The following is a 13,119-nucleotide window of genomic DNA, read 5'->3' on the forward strand; positions in this document are numbered from 1 at the left end:
CCGTTACTCTCCCACCACTGACACATTCTCTCCAACCCAAGTGAGTAGCTGTTTGGCGGCTTTGGAGAGCACCTGATTTTGGCGCACAATGTAGCCGAAATCGGTGTTTGGAAAACTAGGCAAAGGCGTGACTTCTCGGGAAAGCATTAACCTCGGATCAAGAGAGAAATCCGGCACAATGGCGGTCCCAAATCCTGCTTCTGCCCAGTCGATTTGTGCTTCCACACTGCCCACTTCCATCACGCGATGCTTAGGCAGATTTAACTCAGGTAAAGACGCATCTATCAGCTCACGGGTTCGCGTGTCGTGCCCTAGCAGAATCAGCGTTTGGCTCTCTTTTCGATTGTCCTGCCACTCAAAAATGTTATCGCCAAACGCACACCAGTGAATCTGCGTGAGGGGCGTAAAATGCAGCGGTTGACTCTCTTTTTGTGCGATAACAAAGCCGATATCGGCACGCGCACTTTTCACCAACTCCACTGCTTGAGAAGACGTGGTATTGAACAATGCCAAGTCGATACCCGGGTATTCACTTTTGAATTGCTGAAATGGTTTGATAAGCAGTAAACGTGAAACGATATCGCTCGCCGCAATAGAAAGCGTTCCTTGCGTAAGATCGTTGATGGCATTGAGATCCGACTGACAAATTTGCAGCTCATTGAGCATTCGCTGCGCCGTATCTAACAAACGCTTCCCCGCTTGCGTCAACTGCACAGGATTTCTCTCAATCAATTTCGTGCGCGTGGCCTGCTCCAACTGCTTGATATGCAAGCTGACGTTCGGTTGCGTCATGTGCAGTTCCGTCGCTGTTTTGCCGAAATGCTTTACCTCTGCAAGAGTTACGAAGGTTCGCAGCCAGTTCAAATCTAACATTGCCAATTCCGATATGAGATTCTTATCAAGTTAATGAGTATAATTAATTTCTCTTATTATGGCGAACATCTTAAGATTTTTGCATCTGTTTTTGGAGATTAAATTATGTCGTCTATCGTTGTTGTGGGTGCAAACTGGGGTGATGAAGGCAAAGGCCGCATCGTTGACTTTTTGGCAGAGCAAGCTTCTGCAAGCATTCGTTTCCAAGGTGGTAACAACGCGGGTCACACCGTGGTTAACGACCTAGGTACGTTCAAGCTGCACCAGCTACCAAGTGGCGTTTTCAACCCAGACTGTTTGGCAGTATTAGGTCCGGGTATGGTTATCAGCCCTGCGTTGCTGTCTCAGGAGATTGCGGAAGTTGAAGAAGCGGGCGTAAAAGTGAATATGTGCATCTCTGATCGCGCAACACTGTGTCTACCTCTACACGCACTAGAAGATACGCTAGAAGAACAACGTTTAGGCGACAAAGCATATGGCTCAACTCGTCAAGGTATTGCACCTGCGTACGGTGACCGCGTAATGAAGAAAGGCATCCTAGTTGGTTGGTTGAAGCAACCAGAAGTATTGGTTGAACGCCTTCAATTCATGATGGATTGGAAACTGCCACAACTGCGTGCGCTTTACCCGACGTTCGAGTTTGAACAAACCGCTGAAGAACTGGCGAACTGGCTGCTAGAAGTCTCTGCACCTTGGCGCGATTCAATTTGCAACGTAACGCTTCCTCTAAAAGAACTACAAGCGAAAGACAAAACTCTATTGTTCGAAGCGCAGCTTGGCGCGGGTCGTGACCTTGTTTACGGTGAGTACCCTTGGACAACATCTTCTAACGTTGTATCAATGTACGCGGGTATCGGCAGTGGTCTTCCAGCACTTCGTCCTGAACGCGTTATTGCGGTTGCAAAAGCATTCAGCTCATCAGTAGGTACTGGTACGTTGATCACAGCAATGGAAGAGCAAGATGCTTTCCGAGAACTTGCAGGCGAGTTCGGTGCAACTACAGGTCGTCCGCGCGATATGGGTTACTTCGACGCAGTCGCTACGAAGAATGGCGTTGAACTGCAAGCCGCAACTGAAATTGCACTAACGAAAGTAGACTGTTTGACTGGTCTTAACGATCTGAAAATCTGTGTTGGCTACGAAGGCGACCACAGCGAAAACCCAATCTGGCCTCAAACTGCATCTCTTGCGCCAATCTACGAGAAGATGGAAAGCTGGAGCGAAGACATCACAGGTTGTCGTCAGTTTGAAGAACTACCAGTAGCAGCACAGAAATACGTTCTACGCATTGAGGAACTCATGGGCGTACCAGTAAAAATGGTGTCTGTGGGTCCTGGTCGTGAACAAATGATTATGCGATAAGATGTGAATTAACACATCATTGGCAAGCGGCTTTTATCTGTTCCGGGGTAAAGCCGCTTTTTTTTTACACTGTAAACTTTGAAGAAATTGCACTTCTCAATTCGTGTTTAGTAACCTAATCGCGCCTCCCTTCCCTCTTTATTTCCCAATCAATAGATTAGAGCATATAACGCATTATGCACGTTATTAGTACATCTCACTTGTTAAAGAAGCACGTTATTTAAGTTAATTGTTTGAATTAATGTTCTTTAACTGATTGCTTGATCACGATCTTCATCTGCAATTTGTTGAACTAGTGCTCAAAAAATCTAACCCGCTGTTTTTAGGATAGATGAGTTCCCCAACATCCAACCTAACAGCAGGTGATTCCCATGACGAAAAATCTTTTCCGCCTCAGTACGATAACTCTCGGTTTATGCATCAGTTCGTTCTCTTTTGCGCAATCCGATCTTCCGAACATTAAAATTCTTGCCACTGGCGGCACCATAGCAGGCGCAGGTCAATCTGCGACAGAGTCAAACTACACAGCAGGTAAAGTCGGCGTTGAATCATTGATTTCTGCGGTACCTAGCATGACCAACATTGCCGATATTTCCGGAGAGCAAGTAGTCAGCATTGGTTCACAAGACATGAATGATGAGGTATGGCTTAAATTAGCCAAACGCGTCAACGAACTGCTCGCTCAAGATGATGTTGACGGTATCGTCATCACGCATGGTACAGATACGTTAGAAGAAACCGCTTACTTCCTTGATCTGACCGTCAAGAGCAAAAAGCCAGTCGTGATCGTCGGTGCAATGCGTCCTTCCACCGCAATGAGTGCTGATGGCCCAGTTAATTTATACAACGCCGTCGTGACAGCCACCGATGAAGATTCTGAAGGGCGCGGCGTGTTAGTCGCGATGAATGACACGATTTTCGACGCGCGAGACGTAACTAAAACAAGCACCACTTCCGTCAGTACTTTCCAGTCACCTAACTTTGGCCCTATCGGCTACATTCATAATAGCGATGCCAAATATCAACGAAGCCCAGAGCGTAAACACACCACAGAAACACCATTCGATGTATCAAAACTCAACACACTACCTAAAGTAGGCATTGTTTATAACTATGCAAATGCGTCGAGCTTACCAGTCAAAGCCTTTGTGGATGCGAAGTTTGACGGTATTGTAAGTGCTGGTGTGGGTAATGGTAACTTGTACCACACGGTCTTTGATGAGCTAGAAAAAGCGAGCAAAGATGGCGTTGTTGTTGTAAGAAGCTCTCGCACACCAACCGGCTCAACCACTTTGGATGCTGAAATTGATGACGACAAATATGGCTTTGTTGCCTCAGGCACACTAAACCCACAAAAAGCACGTATCTTACTGATGCTGTCACTGACTCAGACCAAAAACTATCAAGACATCCAAAAGATGTTCCAATACTATTAATTCTGTCTAAGGTTCATTCGATAGAGGAGGTACACACCTTACCTCCTCTTACACATAGCGACATGAGCTTGTCTTGTTAGCCAAACAAGCGACGCTTCATTCCTGCTTTTTCCAGAATACGCGTAGTAATTTCCTCAACAGACAGAGAGGACGTATTGATATATGGGATCGCCTCTCTTCTAAACAACGCCTCTACGGTGTCTAGCTCCAGCTTACACTGCTCGGTACTGGCGTAATCACTTCCGGATAAACGATTCTCACGGATTTCAGTCAAACGTTCAGGGTCGATAGTAAGCCCGAATAATTTATGACGATGGATCTCAAACTCAGGCAACAAGCGCATCATCTTCACGTCTTCCGCGATAAATGGGTAGTTCACGACACGCAAACCAAACTGCATCGCCATATATAGGCTGGTGGGGGTTTTTCCGCTGCGCGATACTCCCAGCAGGATGATATCGGCTTGCTCCAACCCTTTTAGCGTGATGCCATCATCATGCGCCAATGTATATTCAATGGCCGCGATACGGTCGAAATAGGTATCGGAATCTTTCCCCACACTGCGAGAACGTTGCAACTTGGGTTTTGGCGCCATCTGAATGTCATCTTGCACTTTCTGTACAATGCTTTCCAACACATCGTAGCTGTATGCAGGCGCTTCCAGCAGCATTTCACGTACGTCTGGCACCACGATAGAGAAAAACACCAGAGGTTTGACGCCATTGCGTTGGTAGGAAGTTTCAATTTCTTTTACAACGTCAGCAACTTTGTCCTGGCTTTCTACGAACGGAAAGGTTTTTTCGTTAGGAATGAACGGAAATTGACCGAGAACAACATGCCCTAATGTCTCACATGTTATCGCCGTACCGTCAGAAACATAGAACACATCACGACTTTGGTTATTTATTTGCATTTCTGTTTAATTTTTCAAAATCTTTTGAGTAGGATGGTAAACATAATATTAATAAATCAGTTTGGCTTTCAGTTAGGTTCACCACAGCTTTAAAAATTCTTTTGAATTTTTTTCAGCCAGAACGTAATCGTTTGCCTTTGATATCAATCTAAATGAAGCAATGTATGGTCAAAGTGTAATAACAGCCAACATGCGATTGTTTAGAGCGATTTAAGTCCCCCTACTAAGCTGCAATGTTTCTGGAGAAAGACATGCAAAAGAACACCCTCTGGTTCAATGGCCTATCCATGGATGATGTCGACAAAGTCGGCGGTAAGAATGCTTCACTTGGCGAAATGGTTTCTAACCTAGCGAACGCAGGCGTTTCTGTACCAAATGGTTTTGCGACAACCTCATACGCGTTTAACCAATTCCTTGACCACGAAGGTTTGGATGAGCGTATTCACCAATTACTTGATGAACTAGACGTTGAGGATGTGGAAGCTCTGCGTAAGACAGGTGCAACCATCCGTCAATGGGTATTAGAGGCCCCTTTCCCTGCGGACCTTGAACAAGAAATCCGTGAAAACTACCAAGAACTGATTGAAGGCAACCCTGAGCTTTCAGTCGCAGTTCGTTCGTCTGCTACGGCAGAAGACCTGCCTGATGCTTCTTTTGCTGGTCAGCAAGAAACGTTTTTGAACGTGAAAGGCATCGATGCAGTACTAGAAGCAACTAAGCACGTTTACGCTTCTCTATTTAACGACCGTGCGATCTCTTACCGTGTACACCAAGGTTTCGACCATCGTGGTATCTCACTATCTGCGGGTATCCAACGTATGGTGCGTTCAGACAAAGCTTCTTCGGGTGTAATGTTTACGCTTGATACTGAGTCTGGTTTCGACCAAGTTGTCTTCATCACCTCTTCATGGGGCCTAGGTGAAATGGTCGTTCAAGGCGCAGTAAACCCTGATGAATTCTACGTTCATAAGCCAATGCTTGAAGCAGGTGAGCACCCGATCGTTAAGAAAACATTTGGTTCTAAGTTGATCAAAATGATCTACTCTGACAACCAAGAGATCGGCAAACAAGTTGATATCGTTGATACTTCTGATGAAGAGCGCAACACGTTCTCACTGAACGACGAAGAGATCAAAGAGCTCGCCAAACAAGCGATGATCATCGAGAAGCACTACCAGCGTCCAATGGACATTGAGTGGGCAAAAGATGGCATCGACGGCAAGCTGTACATTGTTCAAGCGCGTCCTGAAACCGTATGTTCACAAACGGAACAAAACGTGATTGAGCGCTACGAGCTACAGAACAAAGCAGATGTTTTGATTGAAGGTCGTGCCATCGGTCAACGTATCGGTAAAGGTGCAGTACGTTTGGTTGACTCTCTGGACCAAATGTCATTGGTTCAAGAAGGTGATGTGTTAGTTACAGACATGACTGACCCAGACTGGGAACCAGTGATGAAGAAAGCTTCTGCTATTGTTACCAACCGTGGCGGACGTACTTGTCACGCAGCAATCATTGCTCGTGAACTTGGTATTCCTGCAATCGTTGGCTGTGGCGATGCGACAAGCAAACTGACTGATGGCGCAACAGTGACAGTATCTTGTGCAGAAGGCGAAACGGGTTACGTTTACCAAGGTGAACTTGAGTTTGATGTAAAACGCTCTTCTGTTGATGAACTGCCACTACTGCCGACCAAAGTGATGATGAATGTGGGCAACCCAGATCGCGCATTCGACTTTGCTCAGATTCCAAACGAAGGTGTTGGTCTTGCTCGTCTAGAGTTCATCATCAACAAGATGATCGGTATTCACCCGAAAGCATTACTTAACTTTGATGCGCAAAGCGATGAGCTAAAAGCAGAAATCAAACAGCGCATTCGTGGTTACAAAGATCCTATCGATTTCTACGTAAGCAAACTGACTGAAGGCATCGCGACTATCGCTTCTGCTTTCTGGCCAAAACGCGTCATCGTTCGTATGTCTGACTTTAAGTCAAACGAATACAGCAACTTGGTTGGTGGTAAAGCCTACGAACCGCATGAAGAAAACCCAATGCTTGGCTTCCGTGGTGCGTCTCGTTACATTTCTCCAGTGTTTGAAGATTGCTTCGAGTTAGAAACTCAAGCTATCAAGCGCGTTCGTAACGAAATGGGTCTGAAAAACGTTGAAATCATGATTCCATTCGTGCGTACACCAAGCGAAGCTGCATCAGTGATTGATTTGCTAGCTAAGTTTGATCTGCGCCGTGGCGACCAAGGTCTTAAAGTCATCATGATGTGTGAACTGCCATCCAACGCGGTACTTGCCGATGAGTTCTTGAAGTACTTTGATGGCTTCTCGATTGGTTCAAACGACATGACTCAGCTAACGCTTGGTCTGGACCGTGACTCTGGCGACGTTGCTCACCTATTTGATGAGCGTAACGCGGCGGTGAAAATCATGCTGAAAATGGCAATTGACGCAGCAACCAAAGCTGGCAAGTACGTGGGTATTTGTGGTCAGGGCCCATCAGATCATGAAGATTTGGCGGAATGGTTGATGGAGCAAGGCATCAGCTCTGTTTCACTAAACCCAGACACCGTTATCGATACTTGGTTACAGCTCGGTAAAGTTAGCAGCAAGTAACGCGCTAAAAACTCAAGCCCTCACACTCCCCTTGTGAGGGCTTTGTTATTCATACGTCATTTCGCAATCAGTTCGTGATTCCTCTCTCAAGATCGCCATTTAGTCAATTTCATTATCAAAGTCTGATGACCTAGAATGAAGATGTATCGACAACTCCAGAGAGAATTTGATGAAAAAGTCTATCGCACTCATTACCACATTGATGCTCCTAGCATCTCCCGCTTACGCAGATTGGGATGATATTTCCAACAAAATGTCTGAGCTAGGCGAAGCGGTTTCTGATACTGCGCAAGATGCTTGGGACGATACCAAAGCCTTTTCAAAGCAAGCGTGGCAAGATTTCACTAATTGGTCCGAGGAAGCAATCAATACCGCAGGCGAGTGGACAGAAGCTAGTATCGAGAAAAGCAAAGAATGGATAGATGCAGCCGACAAGAAAATTGATGAACTGATGGAAGGCGACACGCCAGAAGAAGCTCGCCAAGCCGTAGACTTAATGGCGGATAGTGCTTTGCTCAAGTTGTTTAATGAAAAGCCGGAGGCCAAAGCCATTTACGACAACGCTTACGGCTACGCGGTCTTTGATTCTCGTAAATTGTCTTTGTTGTTTCACACCAACTCAGGGTCAGGTGTCGCAGTCAATAAGGAAACAGAAAAACGCACTTATATGAATATGTTTGGTTTGGGCGTCGCACTTGGGGCTGGCGGCAAGTTTTACCAACAAGTGATTCTGTTTGAGAGCAAAGAAGACTTTGATACGTTCGTCAACGAAGGATGGGAAGCGACCAGTGAAGCCTCTGCTGTAGCTGGCGAAGACTCAGAGCAACTTTCAAAGCAATTTAACAGTGGCGTCGCCGTTTATCAGTTGAATGCAAAAGGCTTGCTCATCGATGCCAACGTGTCTGGTTCTAAATATTGGGTTAACGAAGAGCTCACCAACTCGCAGTAACGCATAGCAACTAATTGCTTAAACAGAACGGTTGTTATGCACCCTTATCAATAAGTTAACGCAGCTATGACTCCTCAAAACTGAGTACTTGTGCAACTTTCTCATGGGAAGTCACCAGAAGATGGTGACTTCCCTTTCTCGTTGGATGGCTTTTCGTTATGCTTGCCCAAAACCATCTGCGATTCGGTATCCCATGCCTGACAATAACTTTAATAATCTGCTGGCAGAAGCAATTTCTGCTCTTAATACGCCTAACTTTACTCCTAAGCTTATGCGTGTCATTCGCACTCTTTTTCATTTTGATTGCGCGGTTATTTTAGGTTATCGAGAAGGTAAACATCCTATTTATCTCTACGACTCTATTGAGAACGAGCGAGAATTACTTTTTCAACGCTACCTTACTGACTCATTTCAAAATGACCCTTTTTTTCTCAAACTAAACGAGACAAAACAACAAGGCATATTTACGCTCAAAGACGTGGCGCGTAAAGGCGTTGACTTCACCTCATACTGCGAGCAGTTCTACCATCAGACAGGGTGGAAAGACGAACTGAGCATGCTAGTCGAAGTCGAACCTGGCCGTTGGGTCATGCTGTACTTCGGGTATATGAATGATGGAAAATACTTTTCTCAACAGCAAATCAATAAATTAAAGCCCTACTTCCCGATAATTCAATCGCTTTGTCAGCAGCACTGGAAACAAACGGAGTTTACCTTTTCTGAGCCTGTTTTTGCCCAGAGTGCTTATTCTGGCAGTATGCGATTAGCCATTGAGCAAGCTTTAGCAACATTTGGCGTAGAATCACTCACTCGTCGCGAGCAAGAGGTGGCTTCACTTCTCGCTCAAGGGTTTGACACCAAAGAAATTGCCGCGCGGTTACACTTAGTTCAAGGCACAGTCAAAAATCATCGAAAACGCATTTACTCGCAGTTAAATGTGTCTTCATTGAGTGAGTTATTCCAGCTTTTCCTCAATCACCTCATTCTCCATTCAAGATAAAAAACTGTCCCTTAAGGGATATATGGAGAAAAGGTGTCGCGTTTTAGTCTGAATACAACAACCACTAAGACAGACAAAAAGAATGACGACACCATTACTGCAAGATTTACAAGATCGTGGCTTGATTGCACAAGCCAGCGATTTGGAAGAAATTCAGACACTTCTCTCACAGCCACAAACCGTTTACTGCGGCTTCGATCCTACAGCAGGCAGCTTGCACATCGGCCACCTCGTGCCTTTGATTATGCTTAAGCGCTTTCAAGATGCCGGACACCAGGCTATAGCCTTGATTGGCGGTGCAACGGGCATGATTGGCGACCCAAGCTTTAAAGCGACCGAGCGCAGTCTGAATTCTTCAAAAATCGTCTCAGGTTGGGTTAACGATCTTTCTAATCAAATTCAGCAGTTGATGAATCACCAACTGGCCAAGCCAATGATCATGGTGAACAATGCTGACTGGATGAAAGCGATCAACGTCATCGACTTCTTCCGTGATGTGGGTAAGCACTTCTCAATCAATACCATGATCAACCGAGAGTCGGTAAAGCAACGCTTGCAACGCCCTGATCAAGGCATCTCTTTTACCGAATTTAGCTACGCCCTGCTGCAATCGTACGATTTTGCCGAGCTAAACCGTCAATACGATTGTCGTTTGCAAATCGGTGGCAATGACCAATGGGGAAACATCGTCAGTGGGATCGATTTAACTCGTCGCCAAAATGGTGAGCAAGTATTTGGCTTAACTCTGCCGCTGATCACCAAATCCGATGGCACCAAATTTGGCAAAACCGAAGGCGGCGCAGTGTGGCTAGACCCTAGCAAAACCTCACCTTACGCCTTCTACCAGTTCTGGCTTGGCGCAGAAGACGCCGACGTTTACCACTTCTTGCGTTACTACACGTTCTTGAGCTGCGAAGAAATTGCCAGCATTGAAGCGCAAGACCAAGCAAGCCAAGGCAAGCCACAAGCACAACGTATTCTCGCTGAAGAAATGACGCGATTTGTTCATGGCGAAGACGGCCTATCTAGTGCCGAGCGCATCACTCAAGCACTGTTCAGCGGTAATGTGCAACAACTGAGTTTGGGTGAATTAAAACAGTTGGAGTTAGATGGTTTACCAAGCATTGAGAGCACACAACAAGATTTGGTTGAGCTATTGATTGAGTCGGGCTTAGCAAGCTCGAAACGTGTTGCACGCGAACACATCAGCAACAACGCCATCAGTGTAAACGGTGAAAAAGTGTCGGCTGATAACCCGAGTTTAAGCTTCCCACTGTTTGACCAATACTGGTTACTGCAACGCGGTAAAAAGCACTTCTGCCTCGTAAAGCGTACCGCTTAACAAAGCATCGTAGTGACACCTCACAAGGCAAAGTGATATAGCGAGTTAACTGACAAGACTTTATAAGGTTAGCTCGCTCTAGTATCGGCTGTGCATACCAAAATGATGAGACATTCCATCTTCCATTCGGCCGCCTTTCCAGCCACCAGCACCGAATAAATTAAGCACATCTTGAGCGGTATAATCGGCACCAGCAAAGAAGTCATTCGCCACATCAGAGCGGATGGCTTGCAACTCTGGTTGGTTTTCCAAATCAAGCTCTTGCGGATTCGCGTACAACGCCAACGCAATTTTTTGTTGGCACGTGCTTAACTCACTGGTGCTCGTCTTTACCTGACCGACGGAAAAGTACTCACGACTGCCGTATCCCACCATCAATCTGGTACTCATTAGCTTAATCACTTTCTTAATGCGGCGACGTTGTATAAATCTCAACATGTTGAAGTCCTTATTTATATTTCGATAATTAATAATAAGTTTTGTATACCACACATCAATACTCTAGAGTGTCAGGGTTTAGCACGGCGCTCAAAGAGTATGGAGTTCAAGAGTGAAAATTGACGATCTAAAACTGTTCACCAAAGTCGTCCAACTTGGCAGCTTTACAGCGGCAGCCAATGCTTTGGACTTGCCACGAGCAAATGTTAGCCGACGCATTGGAGAACTGGAACGTTACCTCGGAACGCAACTTTTTCACCGCACCACTCGCAGCCTTTCGCTGACAAACAAAGGCGATGCCTACTACCAAGATCTGCAAAAAGTGCTCACCTTACTTGATTCGGCAAACCAGCAAGCCAGTAACGAAAGCATCGAGGTCAGAGGCAAAATCAAACTTGGCCTTCTGCCAGAAACCTATGAACCTCTTCAACCCATTTTGTTTGAATTTCAGGATCAATATCCGCAGGTTGAGCTCGACATTCGCAATATCAACAATGGCTTTATTGATATGTTTCAGCAGGGGTTGGACATCGCGCTGCACGGCGGCATGCTGTTTGATTCAGACATTGTCGCCAGAAAGATCTTAACGCTAGACCGATGTGTCGTTGCCTCACCGAACTATCTTCAAACTCACGGCACACCAGCCACATTAGAAGAGTTGAGCGATCATCAGTGCATTTGTTTTCGTTGGCCAAATGGCAATGTCGACAACCTTTGGCACTTTCAGGAACAAAACGTAGCGCTCAAACCGAAACTCATTTCCAACAACATCGGCTTTATCAAAAGCTCCACAGTGCTAGACCGCGGCATCAGTTATATCCCAAAACTGTTGGTAAAAAATGAGCTCGAATCCGGTGCATTGGTGCAAGTATTGTCTCAATATGCCGTCACAGAAGAAACGGGGTGGTTACTCTACCCTAAGCCGAAAACGCTGAATCAAGCTAGCCGGTTACTTATTGAACATTTGTGCAATAAAATTCCAAAACTTTTGTAATTTACATTTATTGTCATAAAATTCGTGACATTGAATCATGCACACGCATGATTATCTGAACATCTGTGAATTATAAGATGGCGCCGAAATTATGGAGCCATCTTATGAATCATCAAATCAAAACCGCCGCGCTGAGCACTATCGCGCTCTCTCTACTCGGCTGTAATCAAGCTCAACCTCAGATTGAGGAGCCAAGCGCATCCAGACCCGTTCAAGTAATTGAAGTCAACGAAAGGAATGAAGAACTCAACAAATCATTCAGCGGGATCGTAAAAGCAAAAGAAACCGCCTCACTCTCTTTTCGTGTACCTGGCACCGTGGAAAGCGTGTTCGTAAATAAAGGCAGCTTGGTAGAAAAAGGCCAAGTCATTGCCACGCTGGACAAGCACGATTACCAAGTCTCACTAGAAGAATTACAAGCACGTATGTTAGAAGCACAATCAGCACACAAACTCGCGAAAGCCGAGTTAAAGCGCGTAAAACAAGCAACTTCTGATGATGCCATTGCCAGCGTAAACTTAGACCGAGCCATCAGCAGCTACGAACGTAGCCTCTCAGCCGTCAAAGTGGTTGAGAAAAACATCCAACGTGCAAAAGATGCCCTACGTTACACCACTCTACGTGCGCCATTCACTGGCATTGTTGCCGACGTTTCTATTGATCCACATGAGCAAACCTTGCCGGGCGGCAGTGTTGTGTCAATTCAGCAAGAAGGCAACTGGGAAGTCGACATCGACGTGCCGGAAAATATGATTGCGCAATTCGCACTAGGTCAGCCAGCATCGTTGACTTGGTATGATTCGGAGCAATCCTACCGAGCAACCGTGGCAGAAATCGCGCCGAAAAAGCACCTGCTCAAACAAACCTATACCATCACGCTAGACATCGATTCGATTTCCAGTGCGCTATTCAACGGTAAAGCAGTCACGGTAAATACCGCTCTCAACACCAGCCACTCAAGCCATTGCTTTCCTTACTCTGCTATTTTGGGTGAGAAACAAACTCTGCACGTGAATGTGGTTCGTGATGCGGTTATTCATTCAGAGCCGGTCAATCTTGACTCTATCGACGCATACCAAGCGTGTGTGACCGGAAGTTTTGAGCAAGGCGATTATGTGGTGATCAGCGGTAGCCATTATCTGAGCGAGGGCGATGCCGCCCCAAACCTGACCATCAAGACGTTGTAGG

At 45.8% G+C, this 13,119-nt stretch carries 11 protein-coding genes; 8 read left to right on the forward strand and 3 right to left on the reverse strand.

Going from position 1 to position 13,119, the window contains the following annotated elements:
- Positions 1-3 precede the first annotated feature (3 nt).
- On the reverse strand, positions 4-873 hold the full coding sequence (locus tag MTR11_RS16055) for a LysR family transcriptional regulator (RefSeq protein WP_243328037.1): 870 nt from the start codon (positions 871-873) through the stop codon (positions 4-6).
- A gap of 105 nt (positions 874-978) precedes the next feature.
- Between MTR11_RS16055 and MTR11_RS16060 the strand changes: the two genes are divergently transcribed.
- Together MTR11_RS16060 and ansB are read left to right on the forward strand one after the other, a co-directional pair.
- Positions 979-2,235, forward strand: a complete 1,257-nt coding sequence (locus tag MTR11_RS16060; RefSeq protein ID WP_005392711.1) for an adenylosuccinate synthase — start codon at positions 979-981, stop codon at positions 2,233-2,235.
- 371 nt (positions 2,236-2,606) lie between these two features.
- Positions 2,607-3,671: an L-asparaginase 2 gene (gene ansB, locus MTR11_RS16065; RefSeq protein ID WP_005392710.1), complete on the forward strand. Its 1,065-nt coding sequence runs from the start codon at positions 2,607-2,609 to the stop codon at positions 3,669-3,671.
- Positions 3,672-3,747: 76 nt separating this feature from the next.
- Here the strand turns inward: ansB and MTR11_RS16070 are convergent, their stop codons facing one another.
- Positions 3,748-4,584, reverse strand: coding sequence for a pyruvate, water dikinase regulatory protein (locus MTR11_RS16070; RefSeq protein ID WP_005392709.1), 837 nt, complete (start codon positions 4,582-4,584; stop codon positions 3,748-3,750).
- A gap of 251 nt (positions 4,585-4,835) precedes the next feature.
- Here MTR11_RS16070 and ppsA point away from each other — a divergent pair, with 251 nt between their 5' ends.
- The 4 genes from ppsA to tyrS all read left to right on the forward strand — a co-directional run bounded on the left by ppsA (position 4,836) and on the right by tyrS (position 10,499).
- Positions 4,836-7,208, forward strand: coding sequence for a phosphoenolpyruvate synthase (gene ppsA / locus MTR11_RS16075; protein WP_006741382.1), 2,373 nt, complete (start codon positions 4,836-4,838; stop codon positions 7,206-7,208).
- 169 nt (positions 7,209-7,377) lie between these two features.
- A complete protein-coding gene (locus MTR11_RS16080; RefSeq protein WP_006741381.1) occupies positions 7,378-8,157 on the forward strand; it encodes a hypothetical protein in 780 nt (259 codons plus the stop codon).
- Between the two features lie 193 nt (positions 8,158-8,350).
- On the forward strand, positions 8,351-9,157 hold the full coding sequence (locus tag MTR11_RS16085) for a response regulator transcription factor (RefSeq protein ID WP_041853148.1): 807 nt from the start codon (positions 8,351-8,353) through the stop codon (positions 9,155-9,157).
- Positions 9,158-9,239: 82 nt separating this feature from the next.
- Complete coding sequence (gene tyrS, locus MTR11_RS16090; RefSeq protein ID WP_193447419.1) at positions 9,240-10,499, forward strand: tyrosine--tRNA ligase; 1,260 nt, start codon at positions 9,240-9,242, stop codon at positions 10,497-10,499.
- A 78-nt stretch (positions 10,500-10,577) separates the two neighbouring features.
- Here the strand turns inward: tyrS and MTR11_RS16095 are convergent, their stop codons facing one another.
- Positions 10,578-10,937, reverse strand: coding sequence for a DUF6559 family protein (locus MTR11_RS16095; RefSeq protein ID WP_193447420.1), 360 nt, complete (start codon positions 10,935-10,937; stop codon positions 10,578-10,580).
- A 112-nt stretch (positions 10,938-11,049) separates the two neighbouring features.
- On the opposite strand from MTR11_RS16095, the gene MTR11_RS16100 reads away from it, so the two are divergent.
- Entirely contained in the window at positions 11,050-11,931 is an 882-nt protein-coding gene (locus tag MTR11_RS16100; RefSeq protein WP_005392703.1) for a LysR family transcriptional regulator, read from the forward strand.
- A gap of 104 nt (positions 11,932-12,035) precedes the next feature.
- Positions 12,036-13,118 carry an efflux RND transporter periplasmic adaptor subunit gene (locus tag MTR11_RS16105; protein WP_193447421.1) on the forward strand — a complete coding sequence of 361 codons (1,083 nt, stop codon included), beginning with the start codon at positions 12,036-12,038 and terminating at the stop codon, positions 13,116-13,118.
- Position 13,119: the final 1 nt, after the last annotated feature.

The organism is Vibrio sp. CCB-PB317 (assembly GCF_022808245.1).
Classification (GTDB): Bacteria; Pseudomonadota; Gammaproteobacteria; order Enterobacterales; family Vibrionaceae; genus Vibrio; species Vibrio diabolicus.

What these genes read in the sequence shown, in the direction of transcription:
- ppsA (WP_006741382.1), top strand. Translation starts at nt 4,836, where the DNA reads ATGCAAAAGAACACCCTCTGGTTCAATGGCCTATCCATGGATGATGTC.
- MTR11_RS16070 (WP_005392709.1), bottom strand. Translation starts at nt 4,584, where the DNA reads ATGCAAATAAATAACCAAAGTCGTGATGTGTTCTATGTTTCTGACGGT.
- MTR11_RS16060 (WP_005392711.1), top strand. Translation starts at nt 979, where the DNA reads ATGTCGTCTATCGTTGTTGTGGGTGCAAACTGGGGTGATGAAGGCAAA.
- tyrS (WP_193447419.1), top strand. Translation starts at nt 9,240, where the DNA reads ATGACGACACCATTACTGCAAGATTTACAAGATCGTGGCTTGATTGCA.
- MTR11_RS16055 (WP_243328037.1), bottom strand. Translation starts at nt 873, where the DNA reads ATGTTAGATTTGAACTGGCTGCGAACCTTCGTAACTCTTGCAGAGGTA.
- MTR11_RS16105 (WP_193447421.1), top strand. Translation starts at nt 12,036, where the DNA reads ATGAATCATCAAATCAAAACCGCCGCGCTGAGCACTATCGCGCTCTCT.
- MTR11_RS16085 (WP_041853148.1), top strand. Translation starts at nt 8,351, where the DNA reads ATGCCTGACAATAACTTTAATAATCTGCTGGCAGAAGCAATTTCTGCT.
- MTR11_RS16095 (WP_193447420.1), bottom strand. Translation starts at nt 10,937, where the DNA reads ATGTTGAGATTTATACAACGTCGCCGCATTAAGAAAGTGATTAAGCTA.
- ansB (WP_005392710.1), top strand. Translation starts at nt 2,607, where the DNA reads ATGACGAAAAATCTTTTCCGCCTCAGTACGATAACTCTCGGTTTATGC.
- MTR11_RS16080 (WP_006741381.1), top strand. Translation starts at nt 7,378, where the DNA reads ATGAAAAAGTCTATCGCACTCATTACCACATTGATGCTCCTAGCATCT.